We start from the raw sequence: 25,185 nt of genomic DNA on the forward strand, positions 1-25,185 counted from the left end.
TGCATGTTTGATAACAAAATCCTCCTCATCACAGGTGGTACAGGTTCTTTTGGTAACACTGTCCTCAAACGTTTCTTAAATACAAATGTAAAAGAAATTCGTGTCTTTAGTCGAGATGAGAAAAAGCAAGAAGATATGCGTATTGCTTTAAATAATGATAAGCTAAAGTTCTACATTGGTGATGTGCGTGACTATGATAGCATAGCCTCTGCTCTGGTCGGTGTTGATTTTGTTTTTCATGCTGCGGCCCTGAAGCAAGTTCCATCCTGTGAATTCTATCCAATGGAAGCATTGAAAACAAATGTGATCGGAACTGAGAACGTTCTGTCCGCATCGATTGCTAAACAAGTTAAACGAGTTGTAGTTCTAAGTACTGACAAGGCAGTCTATCCAATCAATGCTATGGGCATATCAAAAGCTATGGCTGAGAAGGTAATGGTTGCTAAATCAAGACAAGTTCCTGAGGGAGAGACGATATTTTGTGCGACAAGGTATGGAAATGTGATGGCATCTCGTGGCTCAGTGATTCCACTATTTATAAATCAGTTAAAAGCCAACGATCCATTAACTGTAACGGATCCGAATATGACTAGGTTTCTCATGTCTCTAGAAGATTCTGTGGATCTGGTATTGCATGCATTCGAATTCGCGAATCAAGGAGATATTTTTATACAAAAAGCTCCTGCATCAACAGTACAAGATCTAGCAATTGCTATAAAGGAATTATTCAATAAACAAAATGAACTACGAATCATTGGAACTCGTCACGGGGAAAAACTCTATGAATCACTTGTTTCAAGGGAAGAAATGGCTAAAGCTGAAGATATGGGACGATACTATAGAATTCCAGCCGATAACAGAGATTTAAATTATAAAAAATACTTTGTAGAAGGTGAAGAAAAAATTTCAGAGTTTGAAGATTACACATCTCACAATACAGAGAGACTAAATATTTCTCAGATTAAAGATTTATTATCAAAACTCGAATACATTCAGGAAGAGCTGAATGCTTAAAGTTATGGTCGTAGTTGGAACAAGACCTGAGATCATAAAGCTCAGTCGCGTTCTAATAGAAATTGAAAAAAATATGAATCTGGTTTTAGTTCATACTGGACAGAATTTTGATTATGAATTGAATCAAATTTTTTTTGAACAATTAGGAATTAGAAAACCAGATTACTTTTTAGAATCTGTTGGTAAAACAACGGCTGAAACTATAGGGAACATTATTAGTAAATCAGATATTGTGTTCGAGTCGGAAAAGCCTGACGCGCTCTTAATCTATGGGGATACAAATAGTTGCCTCTGTGTTATATCAGCTAAACGCAGAAAAATTCCAATTTTTCATATGGAAGCTGGGAATCGTTGCTTCGATCAAAGAGTTCCAGAAGAATTGAATAGAAAAATTGTTGATCACTTGAGTGATATTAATCTACCGCTTACTGAACATGCAAGAAATTATCTATTGGATGAAGGGCTGAAGCCTGAAACTATAATCAAAACAGGTTCGTGCATGAAGGAGATTCTTCATTTCTATAAGACGCAGATTGAAGAATCAAATATACTGCAAAAGTTAAATCTTAGCAAAAATGATTTTTTTGTCTGTAGTATACATAGAGAAGAAAACGTTGATAACGAAACAAATTTTGCAAATTTAATAGCATCTTTAAATGAAATTGCTACTGAATATAATAAAAAAATCATTTTTTCAACGCATCCAAGAACAATGAAAAGGTTAAATGATCTGCCAGATGGATCTTTAAATCAATTGATCGTAATCATAAAACCAGTTGGTTTATTTGATTATATAAAATTGCAGATGAATTCTTTTTGTGTATTATCAGATAGTGGCACAATCACAGAAGAATCCTCAATCCTTAAATTTCCTGCAATTACCATAAGGCAAGCACACGAAAGACCGGAAGGAATGGACGAAGGTACTTTAATCATGTCTGGTTTAGAAAAAGAAAGAGTGATTGAATCAATCAATATAGTTACATCTCAATTCTTAAGTGGCAATATTCCTAAAATCATTGAAGACTATGATGTAGATAATGTTTCTATCAAAGTAGTTCGTATAATCCAAAGCTACACAGACTATATCAATCGTACCGTCTGGAAGAAATGAAAATCTGTATATTAATTCACGATTTAATTCCTTATAGTACGAAAGCTAGTGCCAAAATGATATACGATTTAGCCCACGAAGCCTCAAATAACGGGCATCAAGTTTCAATTATACTTCCTTCACCCAAAATTGGGCAGAAGATTGAGATAATTAAAGATGGAAATATTACTATATACCGATTCCAATGTGGTTCTTTTGAAAATGAAAATAATATTAAAAGAGCAATCAATGAAACTTTGCTGTCATTCTATGCATGGTTTCGGCTAAAGGAATTTTTTATTTCCAATCCTCATGATTACATAATCTATTATTCTCCTACTATTTTCTGGGGAAGACTAGTTTCAAAATTAAAAAAAATATGGAAAATCAAATCATATTTAATACTTCGCGATTTTTTTCCTCAATGGGTTATCGATAATGGCATGCTTAGTAAAAATTCGATCATTACAAAATATTTTCTTTTTTTTGAAAAATTAAATTATGCAGCCGCTGATAACATCGGTATTCAATCTCCGAAAAATCTGGAGTGGTTTTTGGAGAATAAATATAGCAATGCAAAATTAGAAGTTTTATATAATTGGACCCAAGTAAATATTTTTGATTTAAAAAGTGAAATTAGCTTCAGAAAAAAATATAACATACTAGATAAAATTATGATTGTCTACGGTGGTAATATGGGCCCAGCTCAGGACATGCGGAATGTAATGGAGCTTGCAAAGAATTTAAAAAAACACAAAGAATTTCACTTGGTTTTAGCAGGCAGCGGGTATGAGGTAGATCTAGTTTTAAATTATATTCAAGAATCCGATTTATCTAATGTAACTTATTTGAAATCTATTCCGCCAGAAGATTATGCAATATTGCTATCCGAGGCCGATATTGGTTTGTTTGCTCTTAATAAACTTCATAAGACTCACAATTTTCCAGGTAAAGTTTTGGGATATCTCTCTCAAGGAATCCCTATTCTAGGCATTGTAAATCCAGAAAATGACTTGATGAAACTTATTAACGAATCTAATTCAGGATTGATTTCAATTGCCGAAGATCATGAAACATTTTATAAAAATGCTTTAAAATTAAAAAAACAATCTGATCGATCTGAAATGGGTAAAAATGCTAAAAAATTACTGTACTCAAAATTTACAGTTAAATCTGCTCTGGAAAGCATTTTAAAGCATGCTAATTAGGAGAATACTTTGACGAAGTTAATATTTGTAGAATTAAATGAAATAAATTTCGATTATGTGGAGCGATATATTTCCAGAGGGTATTTACCAAACTTTAAAAGTATTATTGCTGAATACGGGTATAGTTCGACATCTTCAGAAAAAAACTATAGTGAACTTGAACCTTGGATACAGTGGGTTAGTGTTCGAACTGGAAAGGCATATTCAGAGCATAAAGTATTTCGATTAGGTGACATCGAAAAAAGCAATATAAATCAACATTGGGAAATTTTAGAATCGAATGGTTTAGAAGTAGCAGCTATATCCCCAATAAATGGCAGCAATCGAACTAAAAATTCAAAGTTTTTTATACCAGATCCATGGGTGAATACGCCTGTTTCTGGAGACTCTTTTATTCAAAAATATTCAAAGGCAGTATCGCAAGCAGTGAATGATAATGCAAGTAATTCACTTAAATTTGATACTATTATAACTATTGTATCGGCACTGCTTCGTTATTTTCAAATTGGTAGTATTCCTTCATATATCCGAGGCATCTGGGGTGCATTAAAAGGTTATCATTGGTCTAGAAGCTTAGTGTTTGAAAGGCTTATTGGTGATACATTTATCTCACTTTGGAAAAAATATAAGCCAGACTTTTCAACAGTTTTTCTTAATTCTGGGGCGCATATTCAACATCACTATTTATTCAGTTCAGAAGTATATGATGGTGAATTCAAAAATCCTGATTGGTATGTTCCTCATAGAAATGATCCAGTTTTGGAAATTTTAGAAATCTATGATGAAATTCTCGCAGATATTATCAAATTGAATTGTCCTATTATGATTGCCACGGGTTTAACCCAAATTCCTTATCCACGAACTACGTACTATTATAGACTCAAAAACCATGTTGATTTCTTTCAAAGAATCAATTTTGGAAAACTCAAAGTAGTCCCCAGGATGTCACGTGACTTCTTAATAGAGTGTGAAAATAAGACAGAATCTGAACAACTAAGTAAGTATATCTCTAATTTGCAATCTAAAGAAGGAGATAAAATTTTTATTTGTGATAATCGAGGCTCCAGTATTTTTGTTGAATTGATTTATGATCAAGAAATTAAAAAGGATTTTTCTATCTTTGATATTAATCATAATCTCGTGTTAGAGGATTTTTACATATATGTAACCTTTGTTGCAATCAAAAATGGTCATCATTCAGAATTGGGCTATTTCATAGATTCAACAAAATTTCAGAAAAAGTCTGATAAAGTACCAGTCAAGGAACTATTCAATAGAATAATGAATCATTTTGGCCTTGAATACTGAATCCTACGATTAGATTTATTTATTTCAAGCAAATCAAAAGAAAATTTTTAATATTATGAAAGATAAAAATATTTATACGAGAAGACATTCTCGAATTTATGAGAAAGTGTTCTTAAGTTCTCTATTTCAATTGTTAGTCGGGTATGTATTATTATTTACCTTTTCAATTTTCCCTTTTTGGGGATATGATTTCAGAGATATTATTGATGATAATAGCAAAAATGCATTTATTTATTCTTGCGTTGCATTTTCTTTCTCACATATTTCATTAAGGAGACTATTGAAATATCCTGGTTCACAGTCTACATCATTCGTTATACCAACTGTAAGTATATGTTATTTATTGATTTTGACATGGTTGATAATTGTTAGGGATAATTATAGTAATTCGGTACTAGGAATAAATTTTTTTATAACTTTATTCTGGTGCTACGCTGGGTATTTTTTTGGAAACCGTTATAGGTTAAATCGATATGCGGTAGTCCCATTTGGTCAAGCATTAGAATTGAAAGACACACATAATGCATTGTTTGTAACTTTAACTCAGCCTGATTTAAGTGAACAGAGATTCAATGCAATTATTGCAGATTTTAGATCGAATCAATTATCACCAGAATGGGTTAAATTTTTAGCAAAATGCACTTTATCAAGAATACCTGTATTCCATTCGCAACAAATAATCGAATCTTTGACAGGTAGAGTTAAAATAGATCGACTTTCAGAGAATGAGCTAGGTGCTTTGCTGCCATCTGAACTATATGAAAAGATTAAACGGATGATCGATTTGTTTTTTTCAATATTTTTATTACCATTACTTTTACCTTTATTTTTATTGATAGGTATTCTTATAAAATTAGAAAGCACAGGATCTATCTTTTACGTTCAACAGAGAATGGGTTTTCAAGGTAAACTTTTTTCTATGTTAAAATTTCGATCTATGTATACTGCAAGTAAAGGTCAGAGCTTTACTGCAGGTGAACAAGATCCTAGAATTACTAAAATAGGGAAATTTATCAGAAAATATAGAATTGATGAGCTTCCTCAGGTCTTCAATGTAATAATTGGACAAATGTCTTTTATCGGTCCCCGCCCAGAATCAGCAGAGTTGACTGAATGGTATTCAAAGGATGTTCCTTTCTTTGAATATCGACATGTCGTTCGGCCTGGGATTTCAGGGTGGGCACAGGTCGAGCAAGGATATGCCGCTGAGGTTGATGGAATGAAATTAAAATTGGAATACGATTTTTATTATATTAAACATTTTTCTTTGTGGTTAGATATACTGATCACATTCAAAACTATTAAAACGATACTTACGGGTTTTGGAGCTAGGTAAAAAAACTCCCTTCTAAATAAAGTCGATCTAAAATTTATAACTGTTGTTCATAGTGTTATCATAGATGTTTCTACAATCATCAGTCATGAAATTTATATCAGAAGGGAGAATTATCCTTTTCGCATAATTTTTTGCTTGGCAAGCTAGTCTACTGAATCAAGATTAGGTCATCGAATTTTCCAGTTCGAATTACTGAACCGAAGAGAGCTCTTGCTTCCACGCTTACGCTCTCTCCTGGTTCTAAACCTTCTGGTATCTTACATCCGATAGCATTGCCCCCGATACCTGAGTATTCAGTTGCCCTGATCTCAGTTCCATCTGAACGAACAAAGAATATCCCTTGATTGGTATCAGTTTTTGTGAATTTGAGTTTGGCTCCTCGAAATTCAACCAAATGTCCAACCAAGAAAGATTCGATTCCTTCCAGGGATAGATTTGCCCAAGACGTAATAATCGGCTCTGCTTTGACTGCCGTTATTCGTGCAGTGCTTGCATTAAGATTTACTCGTCTTACTAGGTCGCCTGCTGCCGATACGCTTACCTTGATTTGGTGCTTTTCACTGCTAAAGGGTTCAGCTGGTGAACTAAACGATCCTTTAACAGTAGGTTTGAAATTCACAAAACCAAGGTTCACTGTCCGTCCTTGAGATAGGTTCTCCGCAATCACGATATTGAGATTTTCTAGTACAGCTAGACAATCCGATGATGTGATCGTTGATCCTTTACACACAGCCTGAATCAGGGATGAACCGGACAGGGAGCCAGAGAACACAGTTTTTGGGAGGTAAGGACTCGCAACAGCTGTGCTCAGTTTGTTTTTAAATAAGTAATATTTTAAAAGGTTTTTTCCTTCGTTCATGTTACTTTTCTCCAATTTATTAATAGTTTAAGATTGGTTAACCCAAGCTTTATAATTTGGACGGACTATGTCGCTTAAACTAAACATTTTTTTTGCTTAATTGCAAAAAATGTTGGTTAATCGGGAATTTTATATCAAGTATCCAGTAAAAACCGTTCTAATCCTGGTATGCTATTAAAAAATGATTGCAAAACTTAACAAAATGAATGTAAATTCTCTAGTCGGAGAAGAAATTTCAAAATTTCGTCAAGTAAATGGACTGACTCAGCTAGAACTAGCCTCGCGTTTGGGAATGAGCAGAACTGCCTACAATCAACTGGAAAATGGAAATACTCAGATTTCTGTCGAAAAGCTCTATGAGATCGCAGAAATTTTGAATGTACCTGTAGTGAAATTACTGCCAGGAGTAGACAAGGAAGTAGATCCTTCTGTACATAGAGATTTTAATGGCAATTCCATAGATTCCGTATTATCCATTTTAGATGTAATTAAGAATTCATCGGATTGATCTAAACTTCGAGATTATTGGTTCTGAGATTTTTTACTACGATATAATATAATGGATTCAATTAAGAAAAAAGCAAAACAACTTCTAGTAGATGCCGATTCGCTGAGTTTACCAATTGATTTGAGTAAAATTACCGAATTTCTAAAAATTAAGCTCGCAGAAGAAGTTCTGCCGAATGAGATATCGGGTGTTTTAGACACGAGGGATTACAATAAACCAATCATCCTTGTGAACAAGAACCAATCCGAGAATCGACAAAGATTCTCCATAGCACATGAAATTGGACATTTTGTACTTCACCACCTCGATGGCAAAGTACATATGGATAAAAAAGTTTTCTTTAGGCAAGATATTCCCAATAAGGAAGATGCAAAAAAGGAAAGAGAAGCAAATCTATTTGCTGCCGAATTGCTTATGCCATCTGACATTTTATTGAATAAATTTGTAAATCATGATTCTAGAGTTATATTAGAATATTGGGATAATGATGATTTTTTGAATCAACTTGCGGTTGAGTTTAAGGTGAGTCTGCCAGCTATGGTGATTCGATTGCAGGAATTGAAGCTCATTCCGAAAGTGTAGGGAATGGTGAATCTAATAAGGTTTTTCGTTACAATTTACAAATTTAAATGGAAGCACCGAATTTAATAAATTATCAAGCAATTTAGGTAATATTTATATGTCATTTGAACTCAATTTATGTCTTGAAATAGTTATATTTTACTCTATTTCAATTTTATTAATAAAATATTTAATAAAAGAAAATTATGCGATACTTGTTTTAATTTTTTCGTGGTGGTTCTTTTGGAACTTAATTAGTAATTCTGGAATAGGATACTATTTTAAAATAAATTACTTCACTCAAATAATTTATTTCTTATTCTTTGCTTCTATAATTCTAGGTATTTACTTTCAAAAAAGAAGTAAGTCAATATTTTTATACAAATTTTTCAAAATCGAAAATTCAAATGTGATTTCAAAAAAGATTGAATTGCTAAATAAATTTTTAATATTTGTTGTGTTTCCTATAACTTTACAGTTCTTAATCAGATCAATTTATTTGCAAATAACTAAGTATGATCAAGTATATTTCAGGGGAGAGGTGTTTGGACTTCATACGGGTCGTTCTGAATTATTCTATAATTCTATAACAATAGCTTACTTTTATTGGCTATGTATATATCCATTTTACTGGGTCGCGCTCATAGTGGGGGTTTCAAATTTTGTTGTTAATAATCGATATAAGCTTTTAGTAACAGCAATAATCTTATTTGTAATGGATTCAATCTTAACAGTAGGCAGATTTGGAATACACTACTCACTGTTCACTTTGATCACACTTTTTATTCTAAAGTTTGATGTGTTCCGTAAATTAGATTTTAAAAATAAAATAAAATTCGGAGTTATAATATCTTTATCTGCTCTTTTGTTTCTTGTATTATTATTTTCTGTAAGGAATGCTGGCTCAATTTACAAGAGTATTTTTTTATCATTAATCGGATATCATATAGCTTCTTTTACGATTTTTGATTTAGAGTTAAATAATATTCATTCCATAATCCATGATCATACGTTTGGTTTATCGTTTTTTTCTGGAATTTTTAATTTACCGTCCTTCGTTCTCAGTAAATATTTTAATATTCATTTTTTATCAAATTTTTTTACAATGGGTGGATATCTTCATGCCAATCGGTATGTCGGTTTTCATCCCGAATTAGGAAAGATTCACATCAATGCTTTTGGGTCAATCTTTTTCAGTATGTATCGAGATGGGGGATTATTGTTCATATCCATTTTCGGAGTATCATTTGGATATCTAATTTCTTTCCTGATCACAGGTATTAGAAAGAAGAACGAATTTATGGTAAGTATTCTTTTTTGCCTCTTTTATACTTTGATATATGGAATTTTTAAACTATTTACAGATGGAGAAATTTTACCTGCAATTGTCATTATAATAGTACTATTCAAATTTTACTTTAAGCCAAACACAGCTTATCAAGAATGACAAATATTGAAAATACATGTATTTTCTATCAATTATGGAATCGATTCTATTGAAATCTTAGCGATTAAGATTAGTACTAGGATTGGATGCATTTTCAAAAATCTATATTTTAATTCCTTCTATACGAATCACGGCTACATTTTACAGATTAAAAAAATATGAAAAAAGACATCTTTGAAAACCATCAATCAAATAATCAATTTAGCAAAGGAATAAGATTCTTTTCTGAAGTATTTCGTTTACGAAAATTGATTTTTGATCTTTCAGTTAGGGAGTTTAAAAGTGGACATTTTGGTTCTGTTCTTGGAATCGTTTGGGTTTTTGTAGAACCAATTATTTATATGGCTGTGATGTGGTTCTTCTTTACTAAAGCGATGCGTTTCCAACCAGTTGGAGATTATCCATTTCTTCCTTGGCTTTTTACTTCAATGATTATGTGGCAATTTATTTCTGGAACTAGCATAGGTTCGGTTGGGGTTTTTTCGAATTATTCATATCTTTTGAAGAAGCCAGAATTTGATATGTCCATACTCCCACTTGTTAATATATTCTCGTCACTTTTTGTTCATTTTATATTTATAGGACTCCTAGTTATTATCATACTTTTTTCAGGGATTTCATTTTCACTATATTGGTTTCAAAGTATTTATTATCTTTTTGCAACATGCATTTTAATGCTTGGTATGGCTTGGACTACTGCTTCTGTTAGTCTTTTTATTAAGGATACCAGAAACCTTATAGGTGTAATATTTCAAATTGGCTACTGGGTATCTCCAATTTTCTGGGATCTCAGTACTTATCCTGAGAAATATAGAATTTTTATGAAATTAAATCCATTTTATTATATTGTAAACGGATATAGACAAAGTTTCATCTATCAAAAACCATTTTATGAAGATACATTTTCTATGGTATATTTTTGGATTTTTACATTGTTATGTTATATAGTTGGAATTATAACTTATAAGAAACTAAGATCTCAGTTCGGAGATGTTATTTAATATGAATGAATTAGCAATCCAATTAGAAAATGTAAACAAAACTTTTAGAATTTATGATAAGCCTATTCATCGATTAAAAGAACTTTTCAATTTCTCGGAACGAAAATATTATACAGATTTTGATGCATTAAAGGATATCAATTTAGAGATCAAAAAAGGTGAATTTATTGGAGTAGTTGGCAGAAATGGTGCTGGGAAATCTACACTTTTAAGAATTCTATCAAGGGAACTTACCCCTTCGTCCGGAATGGTAAATATAAATGGAATCGTTTCACTTTTACAATTGGGCGTAGGCTTTGACAATGAATTAACTGGTGTGGATAATGCAAGATTTGCAAGTAAACTACTTGGCTATTCGGATGATCAAATAGAAATCATGTTAAAAGATATTATAGAATTTGCAGATATTGGAGAATTTATTTATCATCCCATTAAAACTTATTCATCAGGAATGTATTCTAGATTATCTTTTGCTATTGGAATCAATATTGATCCGGATATATTAATCGCGGATGAAGTTCTTTCAGTAGGCGATATGAAATTTAGTCAAAAATGTTTGCGAAAAATGCATGAATTTAAAGAAAAAGGCAAGACACTAATTCTTGTTACTCATAGCCCTGAAGCTATTAAATCTTTTTGCGATAGATCTGTTTGGATTCATGATGGAAGAATTTTCATGGATTCCGATTCAAAGAAAGTAATGACAGATTACATTAATTTTATGGTTTTTAATAGACTACCCGAACAAGTCGATTCTTTTAAGATCGCAAAAAATGATAGCGATAAACTTGATACGGAAACCGATGACCACGAAGATAGACTTGTATGGGATTACGGCAGTGTATCTACATCATCGATCGGCACAATGCAAGCTAGAATATTGAGGGCAGCACTTTGTTACGAAAATCGTGAACGGGTAACTATTGTGAATGGAAATCCCAAACTTACTTTATTAGCAGAATTTGAAGTATTTGAAGATATAAAAAGTCCATCATTTGGTTGGATGTTATATGATGACTATGGCAAATATGCCTTGCATACAAATACGGATATATGCGACTGTAAACTGGAACCTTTAAAAGCAGGTAAGAAATATTTAATCAAGTTTAACTTTACATTGCCCTCTCTTAAAAATGGTGATTTTATTTTCTCTCTTGGCCTTCGAGGTGACGATGATGAAATGTTGCACCGACTGCAGGATATTTTACCAATAAAAGTTTTCAGAGATGATATAAAATCACAACAATTAGGCTATGTAATAATGGAGGACGATACATCTGAATTAATTGAAATATAAATTCGATTTTATTAAAGTATAATTTAATTAGCTTATCCAAAAAATGCTCTATATCCTTCTTCCTATTCACAATCGCATCAATGTTACAAAGAAAATAATAAATTGCTTAGTTGATCAGAAATTCAAAGAATTCCAATTGGTTCTTATAGATGACGGTTCTACAGACGGCTCCTCAGATTATGTAAAATCTAAGATAAATAACGTTATCGTAATTAAGGGAAAGGGAGACTGGTGGTGGGGAGGATCATTACACCAAGGATATAAGTGGTTAATAAAAAACAAAATTGGCTCGGAAAATAATATTCTAATTTTGAACGACGATGTTGTTTTTGAAAATGATTTCTTACAAATCGGAAATAATCTAATAGATTCCAATCCAGATTCTCTGATTCTCTCTTATGACTACGACTTAGAAACTGGCAATCTTTTAGATTCAGGAAGTAACATCAATTGGGAAAAATTAATATTTAAAAATGCTGAAAGTATTGATGAAATAAATATTTTATCTACCAGAGGACTGTTTTTTAAAATGAAGGTATTTTATGAAATCGGTGGATTTCATCCATTTCTCATACCTCATTATCAATCGGACTATGAATTTACTCATAGAGCCTATAGAAAAGGTTTCAAATTACTATCATTTCCAGAACTAAAAATAAAAGAAGATTCAAAACAAACCGGCATAAGAGATAGAGTCAAGGGTTTAAAAGGATTCTATATAAATCATTTTTCTAAGAAATCCAATTTCTATCAATTGTCATGGACTTCATTTGTCTGGTTTGCCTGTCCTTGGAAATGGAAAATCAAAAATCTCATCAGAGTTTCGATTACATATCGTTATTTAATTGAGCCAATTTATGGATTTTATCAACTGAGAATGTTCTTAAGTAGAATAGCAAGAAACAGTATTGTAGAATCAAATTTATCTTTTTCGAATTTAATTGTAAGTTCTAATCAAAATTCATTAGATAATTTTGGTAAGATCGAATATTTTAAGGTAATTACCATTATAAAAGGAATAAAATATGTACGTTTCTTCGGATGGGCCTCTGATCCTTTAGATCATAAGAAACCAGCAAAATCAATTTTAGTGGTTAGAAATAAAAAAACTATTTTAGGAGTATTGCATAAGTTCAAAATTAAAAGGTCTGATATAGCACAAAATATGGGAGCTGCGCCCTTAGTGAATTCTGGATTTATTGGACATTTTACTCTATCTGAATTCGAAGATTTGTCAGGTATTGAGTTTTATTCTGTCTCCGAAAATAATAGAAACATTGCATTATTAAAGCTAGATATTAAGAAAGAAAACGAATCTTAATATTCAATATATTATTTATGAATACAAAAAATTTAGCCCCAATAGCACTCTTCGCTTATGCAAGATTGGATCATTTACAAAAAACTATAGAGTCGTTAAAGTTAAATAGATTAGCACAAGACACTGAATTGTATATCTATTCTGATAATGCAAAAAACTCCAATATTGAACCAAAGATTATTGAGGTACGTAAATACATACGATCTATAACAGGATTTAAAAATATTACGATAATTGAAAGGACAACAAATTTTGGATTAGCTAATTCAATAATAGATGGGGTTACTGAGGTAACCAATAAACATGGTCAAGTAATTGTTTTAGAAGATGATATGATTACATCGCCATTCTTTTTAGATTATATGAATGAAGGTTTGAATCTGTACAAAGATGATCAAGAAGTTTGCAGTATACATGGATATATTTATCCAACATCTATAAAGCTACCTAAGTCATTTTTTCTAAAGGGTGCTGATTGTTGGGGTTGGGCTACTTGGTCAAGAGGATGGAAAATATTCGAGCATGATGGAAGCAAATTACTCGCAGAATTAGAATCAAAAAATTTGACTGGAGAATTTGATTTTAATGATTCATATCCATACACTCAAATGTTGCGAGATCAAATACATGGAAAAAATGATTCATGGGCAATTCGTTGGTATGCTTCAGCCTTTTTAAAAAATAAGAAAACACTATACCCTGGTGAGTCATTTGTAACCAATATAGGAAATGATGGAAGTGGGACGCATTGCGGAGTCGGGGATGAATATCTTACTATAGTAAAACAAAATTATGAGTCTTTGGATAAAATAAAAATAATAGAAGATAAAAAGAGTAAAGAAATTATTGAACAATATTTTCAAAAAAATAACGGTTCTTTGAATATTAATGATAATCAAAGAAATAATGTATATGCTAAGTCTAAGAATTTAATTAAAAAGATTCTTCCATATTCAGTTTTAAATGAAGGAAAAAAAATAGAAAATAAACTGAAGGCAATAATTCTTTCTATAAAAATTAAAGCGAAGGCAATTATATTTGGAAAGAATAAAATACAGGAAGAAAGATACTGGGGTTTTTTCGGAAATTACCCAGATTGGGACTCAGCATTATCGGATACTGACGGTTATGATCAGGATAATATTTTAGAGAAATGCAAAACAGCACTTCTAAAGGTCAAAAATGGAGAAGCTGTATCGGAGAGAGATTCTGTAATACTTGAAAAAAAGGAATATTCTTGGCCTTTAGTTGCAGCACTTGTAAAAATTTGCATTGAATATAGTTCATTAAGAGTATTAGATTTTGGTGGTTCTCTCGGGAGCTCATACTTTCTTTATCGTAACTTCTTTGGAAATCTTCTAAAATCTTGGTCAATCATAGAACAGGAAAATTTTGTAAAATGTGGCAATAGTTATTTTAAAGATTCAAAATTAGAATTTTTTTCCTCGATTGAGGAGTCATTAAAAATTCACAAACCAAATGTGATAATTTTATCTAGCGTGCTTCCTTATATAAAGGATCCCTATGGACTTATAAATACGATTTTAGATTTCAAAATACCTTATATAATTGTTGATAGAACCTATTTTCTAAAAGATAAACCAGATCGAATAACGAAGCAAGTTGTTCCTGATTGGATATATTCTGCTTCGTATCCAGCTTGGTTTTTTAATCAAGATAATTTCATCCGCGAATTTAAAAAGCAATATACAATGACTGAGGATTTTGATTCTTACTTGAATGCGGCTGAAACATTGGAACCGGGCACAAAGGCCTATGAACGAGGAATGATCTTTAAATTAAAATAATGAAAAAAAAATATCTATGTACTCTCTTTGATATCAATTACCTTCCTTTAGGATTAACTCTTTACTCTTCTTTAATTGAACATTTCGGTGAGTTCCATTTATGGATCTTAGCTTTGGATGATGAATGTTATAAGAAATTAAATGAACTTAACCTAAAGAATGTTAGCGTTATTAAATTATCAGAAATCGAAGATAAAGAAGTTTTGATTGCAAAAAGTAATCGAACCTGGCAAGAATACTGTTGGACTTTGTCACCAATTATTCCAACGCATGTCCTAAACAATAATCCTGAGATCGATCATATAATCTATTTAGATGCAGATTTATTCTTTTATTCAAGTCCTGATCCTATTTTTGAAGAAATTTCAAATAAATCAATTATGATTATTCCACATCGATTTCCCGATAGGTTGAAACATTTGGAAGTAAATGGAATTTTTAATGTGCAAATGATGTTCTTTAGAAGAGATGAAGAAGGTTTGGCTTGTTTAAAACTTTGGAAAAGTCAATGTCTTGAATGGTGTTATTATATCTCGGAGCCTGATAGAATGGGTGATCAGAAATATCTGGATAAATGGCCGCACCTCTATAAGAATATTTTAATACTTCAACATATTGGTGCTGGAGTTGCGATGTGGAATCTGGAGCAATATTCTTTATCTATCAGAAATGATAAATATTATGTAAATGATCTACCGTTAATTTTCTATCATTTTCATCAATTTAAGTATTTTAGTCCTGGTTTTTATACAAATAATTTTGTAGTATATAATCATAGCTCTACATATTTACCTGTTTATCAGAAATACGTTCAACGCATGAGACAAATTGAAATTAAATACAAATTGATATGTAAAAAAGTCAGTTTACAAGATATATTTTTTAATAAAATGACAAATCCAGATTTCCACCATTATTTAGGAGCTGTAGATAAAATTATTCTGATTTTTTCAAAAATGCTGAGCAAAATTTGGTCATTTGGAATTGTTAATAAAATTTTAAGACCGCTATTAAAAAAATAAGGAAAATTATGGATCCGATTATCGTTAAAAATTCAGGTTATATTGAACTAAAAAAAATTCAAGACGAAAGAGATGGCAACTTAATTATCATGGAAACTTTAAAGAATATCCCATTTGAAATTAAGAGAGTATATTACATTAATAATCTTGAAAATAGTGTAAGCGTTAGAGGCAAGCACGCCCATAGAGAATTGGAACAAGTTATTTTCTGTATTAGCGGAAGCTTTATACTTGGTTTGGATGATGGTTCTCAGAAACAAAAAATATTTATGAATAAAGATAATATTGGAGTATTACTTGGAAAGCATTTGTGGCATACAATGGAAGAATTTTCTAGTGGTTGTGTGCTTCTAGTTGTAGCTTCAGATTATTATCAGGAATCTGATTACATAAGAGATTATAATTTATTCAAGAATATCGTTGGACAGCAATAGGAATTGCAAAGAGGTATAAAATTTTATAATGATTGAATATGAAAATCTAAAGAAAGCAAATTCGCTTTTTATGGAAGACTTCTATAAATCTTCTCAGAAAGTTATTGATTCTGGGTGGTATATTCTTGGTAACGAAGTTCAAAACTTTGAAAAAGAATTCGCGGAGTATAATGGAAACAAATTTTGCATAGGTGTTGCGTCAGGTCTTGACGGTTTAACTTTATCTTTAAATGCTTTGAATTTAAAACCAGGCTCCGAAGTGATCGTTCCTTCAAATACTTATATAGCTACAATTATCTCGATTCTACAAAATAATTTAATTCCCATTCTTGTCGAACCAGACCCGTTTACATATAATATAGATCCAGGAAAAATTAGCGCTAAAATATCAAGTAAAACGAAAGCGATAATAGTTGTTCATCTTTATGGCAAATCATGTGATATGGACCCAATAATGGAGATTGTACAAAAGCATAATTTGTATTTAATCGAAGATTGTGCACAAGCTCATGGTGCTAAATATAAAGGTAAGACAATAGGAACCTTTGGGCATCTAAATGCTTTTAGTTTTTATCCAACAAAAAATTTAGGCGCGCTTGGCGATGCCGGAGCAATTGTTACGGATGATGAAGAGCTTAATCACAAAATTAAAAAATTAAGAAATTATGGTTCGGATAAAAAGTATTATAATGAATTAATCGGTTATAATTCACGGTTGGACGAAATACAAGCCGCTTTTCTTTCTATAAAACTTAAGAAATTGAATGAAATAAATTTACATAAAAAGAAATTAGCAGCTGTCTATCACAAATCAATTAATAGCTCGTATCAGAAACCTTTATTAAATGAAAATTTTGAAGATGTCTTCCATATCTATAATATATTACATTCTGAACGGGATCGATTGAAAGATTATTTGCTAAGCCATGGAGTGAAGACAGAAATTCATTATCCTGTTGCTCCGCATCGGCAGATTGCAATGAAAGGAATATTAGATGGAAACTATCCAATTAGTGATAAAATTCATGCTCAAACTTTAAGTCTGCCGATTTCATTTTCGACTACCTTGGAAGAGGTAGAAAAAGTATCAGATGTTTTAAATAGTTTTTAAGGAAATTTTAAATGGGTGTGGTTTGTACTATTTGTAATTCAAAATCAGTAAAAGAAATTAATAGATTGTACGATGATAGGTATGGTTATCCAGGTGAATATACTCTTAAGCTATGCAATGATTGCGGACATAAATTTCTTGATGTAAACTTTTCTTCAAATGAGATCGAGAAGCTCTATACAGATTTTTACCCGAGAACTGAAAGATCTTTAGAAAGTTTTAGTCCTTTGGAGTATAAGCCGGGTTTTAAATCTTGGTGGAGAGGTGAGTATCGAGCTTTTGCAGCAGTTCCGAAAAATTCTAGAGTTTTAGACATAGGCTGTGGTTTTGGTGAATCTTTAGCTTATCATAAATCGCGCAATTGTGATGCTTATGGCGTCGATGCTGACAGTAATTTACTTAGAGTTGCAGAAAAATTTAATTTCAAAGTAAAGATCGGTCCATTTGATTCAAAAAATTATGAGAATAATTTTTTTGATTATGTAACAATGGATCAAGTTATAGAACATTTTACAGATCCAATAGAAATATTAACAGGGATAAATCGAATTTTAAAGCCAGGTGGATATCTTATATTTACAACTCCTAATTCTAATGGAATTAGTGCTAAAATCAACGGAAAGAAATGGATTAATTGGCATACGCCATATCATCTACAACATTTTTCTCGAAAATCTTTGATGCAGCTCGGAAAGAAAACAGGTTTCATCCTAGAAAAGTTATCCTGTGTTACTAGTTCCGAATGGGCAAAGTATCAAAAGATTCATAATGTAATCTATCCGACGGTTCCAGGTAGGAAGGCTGCTTTCTGGTCTTCGGGTGTAGAAATTTCGGAACAGGATAAAAGAAAAATTGAAAAAGTCAATTTATTTCATAATTTACGATTAAACCATTTATCGACAAGGATCTTTGATTTACTGGGAATCGGAGATAATTTTATTGGTTTTTATAAAAAAGTAAATTAATTTTGAATATAAACAAAGAAAATATATAAGGGTCTGAGTAAATGAGCGAACAAATTGTAACTGAATTATTGATACCAAAGAATGATGTTATCAATCCCGAATTTTCCATTGTCATTCCTGCAATGAATGAAGAATTGAGTATTGAGACTTTTATCAGTTGGTGTAAAGAAGGTATCAAGAAGGCAGAGATACAGTGTGAAATAATAATTGTTGATAGCTCATCAGATAAAACACCAAATTTAGCTCTTGAGAATGGTGCACGAGTATTAAGAATTCCTAAACGTGGTTTAGGAAGAGCCTATATAGATTCCATCCCTTATATACGTGGTAAGTATATAATTATGGGTGATGCTGATTGTACATATGATTTTAGAGAGCTTGGTCCTTTTATTGAGAAATTTCGAGATGGGAATGAATACATAATGGGTTCTCGTGTGAAAGGAGTGATTGAAAAAGGTTCGATGCCTGCACTGAATCGCTATTTTGGAAAACCGCTTACAAATTTTATACTAAATACTATGTTTAGATCGAATTTTTCAGATATTCACTGTGGTATGCGAGGCGTTACAAAGAATGCTTTGATACAGATGAATCTAAAGTCGCAATCCTGGGAATATGCATCCGAAATGGTTATCAAAGCAATTCAATTAGGGCTTCGAATAACAGAAGTGCCTATAAATTTTTTAAAGGAGAAGGCTGGTCGAGAAAGTCATATGGTTAGGTCCGGATGGTTCACTCCTTGGTATGCAGGCTGGGTAAATTTAAGAGCCATGTTTTTATTTGGAGTTGATTTTTTTATATTTGTTCCTGGAATTATAATGTTGATTTCGGGTTTGATGCTTTCTTTGCCTTTAACATTTGGTCCAATTCAGATCGGAACATTCTCGCTTTCCATTCATTGGATGTTAGTTGGGATTACTCTCTCTATTATCGGGCTACAATCATTCTTCTTAGGTTTAATATCCAAAACAATTTACGATTACAGAAATATTAAATCAAAGAAATGGATAGAATTTTTAAGCTACGAACGTGTTGCGATTTTTTCAGGTATTCTATTTGTCTTTGGCTTATTGTTAACTATAACTTTAGTGTCTGATTATATTTCGAATGGTTTCATCCTTCCCGGAATTCGAGATGAATATTTCAAATCTATACTAGGACTCATGTTGATTGTTTTTTCCTTTATTAGCTTCACGAGTACACTTGTTTTACATTCTTTGGCAGTAACTTTGGAAAGGGAAAAAGTATGAATATTTTGATAACTGGTGGAGCGGGTTTTATCGGCAGTCATTTATGTGATAAATTATTATCTGAGAACCATAATGTTTTTTGCATTGATAATTTATCATTAGGAAAAATGGAAAATATCAACCATCTTATAGCAAATTCTAATTTTAGATTTGAAAAAGTTGAAATGTTAAATGATTCGGAATATGAAGAAATTTTTAAAAATAACAAATTTGATATAGTTTTCCACTTAGCTGCAAATTCTGATATTAGTATTAGCCATAGCAAACCAAGTATTGATTTAGAAAAAACCTTTTTAACAACCTATCGAACCTTGGATTTGATGAGAAAATACAATGTTAATAAATTATTTTTTGCATCTACTTCTGCTATCTATGGAGAAACGCTCATTCCAATCACTGAGTCCTATGGACCCTTAGTACCCAAATCACATTATGGTGCTGGAAAACTTGCAAGCGAGGCATTTATTTATAGTTTTTCAGAGAATTATAATATTCAAACATGGGTAACTCGATTTCCGAATGTTGTAGGCGGAAGAGCTACTCATGGTGCTATTTTTGATTTTATCTATAAATTGACCCAAAATTCTGAAGAGTTGTTAGTCTTAGGAGACGGGACTCAAGAAAAACCATATCTATATGTAAAAGACGTAGTAGATGCTATGTATTTTATTCTCATGAATTCCTCGGAACAAGTTAATATTTATAACATCGGAGTAGAATCTAAGACCACAGTAAGAGAGATTGCTGAGATGGTAATTAAGGCGTCTAAGTCCGATGCAAAAATTAAGTATTCAGGAGGAAATCGAGGATGGATTGGAGATGTACCTAAATTTGATTATAATATTGATAAGCTCTCTAAATTAGGCTGGAAAAGTGCCAGGACATCTAACGAATCCGTTTGGCAAGCTGTTATAGATAATATTTAAACTTTTATGAAATTAGTAATTCTTGCTGGTGGAAAAGGAACTAGGCTAGGTTTAACAGATATCCCTAAGCCAATGGTTGAAATTAATGGAAAACCTCTATTAGAGATTCAAATTGAATTAGCTAAGCGATATGGAATTTCTGAAATATATTTACTGACCGGTTTTATGGCGGAAAAAATATTTTCTTACTTTGGAGATGGTAGTAAATTTGGAGTAAAAATAACTTATTTCCATGAACCATATCCTTTAGGAACTGCTGGAAGTTTAAAATTAATTGAGCACACTTTAGAAGAAAATGAACGATTCTTAGTTTTCTATGGTGATTTATTTATCAATATTGATATAGAGAAATTTATAGATTTTGACAGAAATAATCAAGAATCTGCCGGTACTTTGTTTGTTCATCCGAATAGCCATCCATTGGACAGCGATTTAGTAGAATGTGATATAAACGGAAAAATTTCTGTATTTCATACAAAACCTCATCAAATAGATTTTAAATTTCAAAATCTTGCTAATGCTGCAGTTTATATACTATCTAAGAAAATTATTAATTATATAGATTGGAATATAAATCAAGATATAGCTAGAGATATTTTTCCGAAGCTTCTTCAAAATAATTTGACACTATATGCTTACAATAGCCCGGAATATCTCAAAGATATTGGAGTTCCTAATCGATTGAATAAAGTCCAAAATGATGTAATTAAGGGGAAACCCGAACGGTTAAATCTATCTAATAGACGAAAAGCTGTGTTCATTGATCGTGATGGCGTTCTAAATAGAAATATTGATCCTCCGATTCCTGGAAAAATGGAAGTTTTTTCAGGTGTTTCGAATGCTTTGGAATTATTGAATCAATCTGAATTTTTGAGTATTGTCGTCACGAACCAGCCAGCAATAGCAAAGGGTTTTATAACTTTCGAAGATCTATTAGACCAACATAAAATTCTAGAAACTGAAATGGCAAAATCAAATTCATTTTTTGATGCTATTTATTTTTGCCCTCATCATCCCGATTCGGGATTTGAAGGTGAGGTTCAAGAACTAAAGATTGTTTGTGAATGTCGAAAACCAAAACCAGGTATGTTATTGGATGCACAAAAGAAATTTAATATTGATTTTAGCAAGTCTTGGATTATAGGAGATTCTGTTACTGATATACAAGCAGGTAAATCTGTAGGATGTTTTGCGATTCAAATTGGCGATCAAAAATATGAAGAGGCTGATTTTTTAGTTAAAAATTTTCAAGAAGCTGTCTCTATTATATTAGATAAGGTTGAAGAATGATAATTAGCAGAACTCCTTTTAGAATTAGTTTTACGGGTGGAGGAAGTGATCTCAAGGACTACTATGAAAAGTTTGGTGGTTGTGTTATAAGCACATCGATTGATAAATATATTTATTTGTCAATACATCCATATTTTATGGAGAATAAATACTTTTTAAAATATTCAAATAATGAATTAACAAATAATGCTGAAGATATTAAACATAACATTATAAGAGAAGTATTCTTAAAGTATAATATTAACGGTGTAGATTTTAATTCAAGTGCGGATGTTCCTTCGGGAACAGGTCTTGGTTCTTCGTCTTGCTTTACAGTAGGTTTAATTAATTTATGTAATGCTTATACAGACAAATACATGGATAAAAACTCCATAGCTGACTTAGCGTGTCAAATTGAAATTGATGTTTTAAAAGAACCGATCGGAAAACAGGATCAATATGGTTGCGCAATTGGAGGGCTTAATTTTATAGAATTTGATAAAGATGATTCTGTAATTGTCGAGAAAATTTCACTCAGAAAAGATTCTTATCAGAAGCTTGAAGAGAATTTAATGATGTTTTATATTGGTGGAACTCGATCAGCAAGCGATATCTTAGAAAAACAAAAGAAAAATACTAACGATAATCAAGCTACAATTAATGGATTGCATAAGCTAGTTGAATTAACTAAACTGTTGCGAAAGGAACTTCTATCAAATAATATCGATGCTTTAGGAGATATTTTGAACACCGGTTGGATGTACAAAAGAGAACTTTCATCAAATATTTCGAATGAACGAATAGATCATTATTATAATCTTGCTTTAAAAAATGGAGCTATAGGAGGCAAACTTCTTGGAGCGGGTGGAAGTGGATTTCTTTTGTTCTATGTGCCTTTAGAGAAACAAGACAAACTTCGACTTGCACTTTCTGAAGTTCAGGAATTTCCTTTTCAGTTTGAGAAATCTGGAACTTCAATAATTTATTATTCATAAATATGGTTCATTATAAAAATTTAGTAATTGGGTCTGGACCCTCTGCTTATGGAGCTGTACTTGGACTAATTGCACGAGATGAAAAAGTCATAGTTTTTGATATTGGAATCGATTTCGAAAAATCGTTGTTCGAATTTAAAGAATCTGTTAAAAATGAAATCCGTAATAAAGGTACTGTTTCCGAAAATACATTAGAGCAATTTCGATCATCTTCTAATGCTTCAAGTTCAGGGGTACCTATTAAAAGATTTTTTACATCAGATTACGCTTATCGTGAACACAACAATTCAATTAATGTTAAGAAATTGAATGTACAGGCTACTCCTAGTTATGCTAAAGGAGGATTTAGTGCTGTATGGGGAAGTTCTATAATGCCTTTCTCAGCGAAAGAGTTAGAAACCTGGTCAATTGATATAGAGCAACTGAATTTTGCATATAAACAAATTATAAAAAATCTACCCGTAAGTATCGAAAATGATGATCTAGCAATTGAATTTCCATTGTTTAGAGATGATTTTTCTAACTTAGAAATATCAAAGCAAGCGAATAGTTTATATAATAGATTAATAAGAAATAAACTATTTCTTAATAAAAAAGGTATTACATTTGGCAAATCTAGATTAGCTGTCAAAGCGAATGACTGCACATACTGCGGTCTTTGTTTATATGGTTGTCCTGAAGATTTAATTTTTAATTCTTGGAATGCGATAAATAGACTAGCAAAGGATGAAAAAATTGAATATAAATCTAATTCTGAAATAGTTAAATTTAAGGAATTTGATAATCATGTAGTAGTGACCATCAAGGACTTGGTTTCAGGTAATATTTTTGAAGTAAGCACAGAAAGAGTCTACCTAGCTGCTGGAGCAATTTCAACTGCAAAAATTATTCTCGAATCAAGAGAAAATTACAATGAAGAAATTCAAATTAAAGATAGTCAGTATTTTATAGTTCCATTCATATCTTTTTTTGGATCTAAAGGAATATTTAAAGAAAAATTTCATTCGATGTCTCAATTTTATTTAGAAGTTAAGGATGAAAATATTTCAAATTTCAATATGCATTTGCAATTTTATGGATACAATGATTTACTTTATACTGCAGTGAAAAATATTTTTGGATTTTTATTTTTTTTAGTTAAACCATTTCTTCCATTCATATTTAGTAGAATATTCATAATACAAGGCTATATTCATTCGAATGAATCTCAAAGTTTTTCGTTAGAATTAAATGAAAAAATGGGAGAAAAATCTTTAATTTTAAGAAAAAATAAAAATATATCATCTTATATTTTAATTAAAAAGCTTATGAAGAAATTATTTTTGCTTTCTCGAAAACTTGGAGGAATAGTTTTTTTTCCCGCGTTAAAAATTAGTGAACCAGGTTTTGGTAATCACTACGGCTCATCATTTCCAATGGAAAAGCAGCCGAACTTAAATCAATCTGATCTTTATGGAAGACCATTTGGTTTTAAAAGAGTTCATATCGTGGATTCATCGGTTCTGCCTTCAATATCTGCGAATACAATTACATTAACAGTTATGGCTAATGCATACCGGATTTCAAATAGAACCAAGGATTTAATATAAAATGTCTCAAAAAATTGCGATTATTACTGGAGCGCATGGATTGCTTGGATCTATATTAAAAAAGGAATTTGAGAAAAATGGATATATCGTTTATTCACTAGTTCGGGATCCAAAAAGTGATCATGATTTATATTTTTCGTTGCAAGAGCAGTTTGATTGGACACAAATATCAGCAAAAGTTGATATTTTAATACATGCAGCTTATGATTTTTATCCAACAGAAAAAAGCGATGTTATCGAGATTAATGGATATAATTCAATTTCATTTTTGCAATCTGCTAGAGAATTTGGAATACAAAATATATTATATATATCTTCGATGGCTGCTTATAATGGAACAAAATCGCTTTATGGAAATTGTAAAATTTTAGTCGAAGATCATGTCATATCTATAAATGGAATTATTGTTCGTCCTGGCCTAATCTGGGGTAAGGAATTGAAAGGAATATTTGGAGCTTTAAAAAATCTTATTTTGAAAGTTCCTTTAATTCCCTTAATCGGTTATGGTGATCAGGTTCTATACTTGGCTCATGAACAAGATTTGGCGTCGGCAATAAATGAAATTTCGAATAAATTTCAGAATTTTAATTCAAAGGTAATAATTCTTGCATCTGATGAGCCAATAGAATTCAAAGAAGTCTTAAAAAGAATTGCGAAATCAGTAGGTAAATGGATATTTTTAATTCCAATACCATGGTGGGTGTTTTATTCCTTACTAAGAATATTAGAAATTATTAAAATAAAACCTCCCTTTAAGTCCGATAGTTTAATCAGTTTGATTAATCAGGATAAGAATCCTGATTTTAGTTATTTGAGTAAGCTTGAGACTAAATTCAGAAAATTTATTTAAGAAAAAATATTGT

General features: G+C 31.4%; 22 protein-coding genes and 2 pseudogenes. 23 read left to right on the forward strand and 1 reads right to left on the reverse strand.

The features are described 5' to 3' along the window. Window positions 1-3 precede the first annotated feature (3 nt). The 5 genes from O4O04_RS10705 (at window position 4) to O4O04_RS10725 (ending at window position 5,959) form a co-directional block, all read left to right on the forward strand. Window positions 4-1,014, forward strand: a complete 1,011-nt coding sequence (locus O4O04_RS10705; RefSeq protein ID WP_272535955.1) for a polysaccharide biosynthesis protein — start codon at window positions 4-6, stop codon at window positions 1,012-1,014. Next, the gene (wecB, locus tag O4O04_RS10710) at window positions 1,007-2,128 is read left to right on the forward strand and encodes a non-hydrolyzing UDP-N-acetylglucosamine 2-epimerase (protein ID WP_272535957.1); all 1,122 of its coding nucleotides are present in this window, start codon (window positions 1,007-1,009) and stop codon (window positions 2,126-2,128) included. The genes O4O04_RS10705 and wecB overlap by 8 nt, the downstream gene beginning before the upstream one ends. After that, window positions 2,125-3,315: a glycosyltransferase family 4 protein gene (locus tag O4O04_RS10715; RefSeq protein ID WP_272535958.1), complete on the forward strand. Its 1,191-nt coding sequence runs from the start codon at window positions 2,125-2,127 to the stop codon at window positions 3,313-3,315. The genes wecB and O4O04_RS10715 overlap by 4 nt, the downstream gene beginning before the upstream one ends. 9 nt (window positions 3,316-3,324) lie before the next feature. Next, window positions 3,325-4,623 (forward strand): hypothetical protein, encoded by a 1,299-nt coding sequence (locus tag O4O04_RS10720; RefSeq protein WP_272535959.1) that lies wholly within the window; start codon window positions 3,325-3,327, stop codon window positions 4,621-4,623. Window positions 4,624-4,693: 70 nt separating this feature from the next. Continuing rightward, window positions 4,694-5,959, forward strand: a complete 1,266-nt coding sequence (locus tag O4O04_RS10725) for an exopolysaccharide biosynthesis polyprenyl glycosylphosphotransferase (RefSeq protein WP_272536072.1) — start codon at window positions 4,694-4,696, stop codon at window positions 5,957-5,959. A 148-nt stretch (window positions 5,960-6,107) separates the two neighbouring features. Here the strand turns inward: O4O04_RS10725 and O4O04_RS10730 are convergent, their stop codons facing one another. Beyond that, window positions 6,108-6,818: an HU family DNA-binding protein gene (locus O4O04_RS10730; protein WP_272535960.1), complete on the reverse strand. Its 711-nt coding sequence runs from the start codon at window positions 6,816-6,818 to the stop codon at window positions 6,108-6,110. Window positions 6,819-6,999: 181 nt separating this feature from the next. Here O4O04_RS10730 and O4O04_RS10735 point away from each other — a divergent pair, with 181 nt between their 5' ends. From O4O04_RS10735 to O4O04_RS10815, 18 genes and pseudogenes are all read left to right on the forward strand, one after another. Further along, on the forward strand, window positions 7,000-7,326 hold the full coding sequence (locus O4O04_RS10735; RefSeq protein WP_272535962.1) for a helix-turn-helix domain-containing protein: 327 nt from the start codon (window positions 7,000-7,002) through the stop codon (window positions 7,324-7,326). Window positions 7,327-7,377: 51 nt separating this feature from the next. Beyond that, entirely contained in the window at window positions 7,378-7,908 is a 531-nt protein-coding gene (locus O4O04_RS10740; protein ID WP_272535963.1) for an ImmA/IrrE family metallo-endopeptidase, read from the forward strand. A gap of 97 nt (window positions 7,909-8,005) precedes the next feature. After that, window positions 8,006-9,334 carry an O-antigen polymerase gene (locus tag O4O04_RS10745; RefSeq protein WP_272535965.1) on the forward strand — a complete coding sequence of 443 codons (1,329 nt, stop codon included), beginning with the start codon at window positions 8,006-8,008 and terminating at the stop codon, window positions 9,332-9,334. Window positions 9,335-9,492: 158 nt separating this feature from the next. After that, window positions 9,493-10,335, forward strand: a complete 843-nt coding sequence (locus O4O04_RS10750) for an ABC transporter permease (RefSeq protein WP_272535966.1) — start codon at window positions 9,493-9,495, stop codon at window positions 10,333-10,335. A 1-nt stretch (window position 10,336) separates the two neighbouring features. After that, the gene (locus tag O4O04_RS10755; protein ID WP_272535967.1) at window positions 10,337-11,632 is read left to right on the forward strand and encodes an ABC transporter ATP-binding protein; all 1,296 of its coding nucleotides are present in this window, start codon (window positions 10,337-10,339) and stop codon (window positions 11,630-11,632) included. A 43-nt stretch (window positions 11,633-11,675) separates the two neighbouring features. After that, window positions 11,676-12,953: a glycosyltransferase family 2 protein gene (locus O4O04_RS10760; protein WP_272535968.1), complete on the forward strand. Its 1,278-nt coding sequence runs from the start codon at window positions 11,676-11,678 to the stop codon at window positions 12,951-12,953. Window positions 12,954-12,970: 17 nt separating this feature from the next. Then, a pseudogene (locus tag O4O04_RS20425) lies at window positions 12,971-13,897 on the forward strand (glycosyltransferase); the annotation flags it as partial. A gap of 144 nt (window positions 13,898-14,041) precedes the next feature. Then, window positions 14,042-14,761, forward strand: a pseudogene (locus O4O04_RS20430) (methyltransferase, TIGR04325 family); the annotation flags it as partial. Next, entirely contained in the window at window positions 14,761-15,783 is a 1,023-nt protein-coding gene (locus O4O04_RS10770; protein ID WP_272535970.1) for a glycosyltransferase family protein, read from the forward strand. The pseudogene O4O04_RS20430 and the gene O4O04_RS10770, both read left to right, overlap by 1 nt. A gap of 8 nt (window positions 15,784-15,791) precedes the next feature. Continuing rightward, window positions 15,792-16,217 (forward strand): sugar 3,4-ketoisomerase, encoded by a 426-nt coding sequence (locus O4O04_RS10775; RefSeq protein ID WP_272535972.1) that lies wholly within the window; start codon window positions 15,792-15,794, stop codon window positions 16,215-16,217. Between the two features lie 28 nt (window positions 16,218-16,245). Continuing rightward, entirely contained in the window at window positions 16,246-17,328 is a 1,083-nt protein-coding gene (locus tag O4O04_RS10780) for a DegT/DnrJ/EryC1/StrS family aminotransferase (protein WP_272535974.1), read from the forward strand. 11 nt (window positions 17,329-17,339) lie between these two features. Beyond that, window positions 17,340-18,293: a class I SAM-dependent methyltransferase gene (locus O4O04_RS10785; protein ID WP_272535976.1), complete on the forward strand. Its 954-nt coding sequence runs from the start codon at window positions 17,340-17,342 to the stop codon at window positions 18,291-18,293. Window positions 18,294-18,334: 41 nt separating this feature from the next. After that, window positions 18,335-19,543, forward strand: a complete 1,209-nt coding sequence (locus O4O04_RS10790) for a glycosyltransferase family 2 protein (RefSeq protein WP_272535977.1) — start codon at window positions 18,335-18,337, stop codon at window positions 19,541-19,543. Then, window positions 19,540-20,469 (forward strand): NAD-dependent epimerase/dehydratase family protein, encoded by a 930-nt coding sequence (locus O4O04_RS10795; protein WP_272535978.1) that lies wholly within the window; start codon window positions 19,540-19,542, stop codon window positions 20,467-20,469. Before O4O04_RS10790 ends, O4O04_RS10795 begins: the two co-directional genes overlap by 4 nt. Before the next feature lie 6 nt (window positions 20,470-20,475). Further along, window positions 20,476-21,759: an HAD-IIIA family hydrolase gene (locus O4O04_RS10800; protein WP_272535979.1), complete on the forward strand. Its 1,284-nt coding sequence runs from the start codon at window positions 20,476-20,478 to the stop codon at window positions 21,757-21,759. Continuing rightward, a complete protein-coding gene (locus O4O04_RS10805) occupies window positions 21,756-22,733 on the forward strand; it encodes a GHMP family kinase ATP-binding protein (protein ID WP_272535980.1) in 978 nt (325 codons plus the stop codon). The genes O4O04_RS10800 and O4O04_RS10805 overlap by 4 nt, the downstream gene beginning before the upstream one ends. A 2-nt stretch (window positions 22,734-22,735) precedes the next feature. After that, a complete protein-coding gene (locus O4O04_RS10810; RefSeq protein ID WP_272535981.1) occupies window positions 22,736-24,322 on the forward strand; it encodes a GMC oxidoreductase in 1,587 nt (528 codons plus the stop codon). A 1-nt stretch (window position 24,323) separates the two neighbouring features. After that, window positions 24,324-25,172, forward strand: a complete 849-nt coding sequence (locus tag O4O04_RS10815; RefSeq protein WP_272535982.1) for an NAD-dependent epimerase/dehydratase family protein — start codon at window positions 24,324-24,326, stop codon at window positions 25,170-25,172. The last annotated feature ends 13 nt before the right edge of the window (window positions 25,173-25,185 follow it).

This window comes from Leptospira sp. GIMC2001 (assembly GCF_028462125.1).
Taxonomy (GTDB): domain Bacteria; phylum Spirochaetota; class Leptospiria; order Leptospirales; family Leptospiraceae.

Coding starts and splice junctions, on each gene's coding strand:
- O4O04_RS10755 (WP_272535967.1), top strand. CDS start 10,337: ATGAATGAATTAGCAATCCAATTAGAAAATGTAAACAAAACTTTTAGA.
- O4O04_RS10735 (WP_272535962.1), top strand. CDS start 7,000: ATGATTGCAAAACTTAACAAAATGAATGTAAATTCTCTAGTCGGAGAA.
- O4O04_RS10815 (WP_272535982.1), top strand. CDS start 24,324: ATGTCTCAAAAAATTGCGATTATTACTGGAGCGCATGGATTGCTTGGA.
- O4O04_RS10800 (WP_272535979.1), top strand. CDS start 20,476: ATGAAATTAGTAATTCTTGCTGGTGGAAAAGGAACTAGGCTAGGTTTA.
- O4O04_RS10770 (WP_272535970.1), top strand. CDS start 14,761: ATGAAAAAAAAATATCTATGTACTCTCTTTGATATCAATTACCTTCCT.
- O4O04_RS10730 (WP_272535960.1), bottom strand. CDS start 6,818: ATGAACGAAGGAAAAAACCTTTTAAAATATTACTTATTTAAAAACAAA.
- O4O04_RS10705 (WP_272535955.1), top strand. CDS start 4: ATGTTTGATAACAAAATCCTCCTCATCACAGGTGGTACAGGTTCTTTT.
- O4O04_RS10715 (WP_272535958.1), top strand. CDS start 2,125: ATGAAAATCTGTATATTAATTCACGATTTAATTCCTTATAGTACGAAA.
- O4O04_RS10750 (WP_272535966.1), top strand. CDS start 9,493: ATGAAAAAAGACATCTTTGAAAACCATCAATCAAATAATCAATTTAGC.
- O4O04_RS10810 (WP_272535981.1), top strand. CDS start 22,736: ATGGTTCATTATAAAAATTTAGTAATTGGGTCTGGACCCTCTGCTTAT.
- O4O04_RS10805 (WP_272535980.1), top strand. CDS start 21,756: ATGATAATTAGCAGAACTCCTTTTAGAATTAGTTTTACGGGTGGAGGA.
- O4O04_RS10785 (WP_272535976.1), top strand. CDS start 17,340: ATGGGTGTGGTTTGTACTATTTGTAATTCAAAATCAGTAAAAGAAATT.
- wecB (WP_272535957.1), top strand. CDS start 1,007: ATGCTTAAAGTTATGGTCGTAGTTGGAACAAGACCTGAGATCATAAAG.
- O4O04_RS10790 (WP_272535977.1), top strand. CDS start 18,335: ATGAGCGAACAAATTGTAACTGAATTATTGATACCAAAGAATGATGTT.
- O4O04_RS10795 (WP_272535978.1), top strand. CDS start 19,540: ATGAATATTTTGATAACTGGTGGAGCGGGTTTTATCGGCAGTCATTTA.
- O4O04_RS10775 (WP_272535972.1), top strand. CDS start 15,792: ATGGATCCGATTATCGTTAAAAATTCAGGTTATATTGAACTAAAAAAA.
- O4O04_RS10745 (WP_272535965.1), top strand. CDS start 8,006: ATGTCATTTGAACTCAATTTATGTCTTGAAATAGTTATATTTTACTCT.
- O4O04_RS10760 (WP_272535968.1), top strand. CDS start 11,676: ATGCTCTATATCCTTCTTCCTATTCACAATCGCATCAATGTTACAAAG.
- O4O04_RS10780 (WP_272535974.1), top strand. CDS start 16,246: ATGATTGAATATGAAAATCTAAAGAAAGCAAATTCGCTTTTTATGGAA.
- O4O04_RS10740 (WP_272535963.1), top strand. CDS start 7,378: ATGGATTCAATTAAGAAAAAAGCAAAACAACTTCTAGTAGATGCCGAT.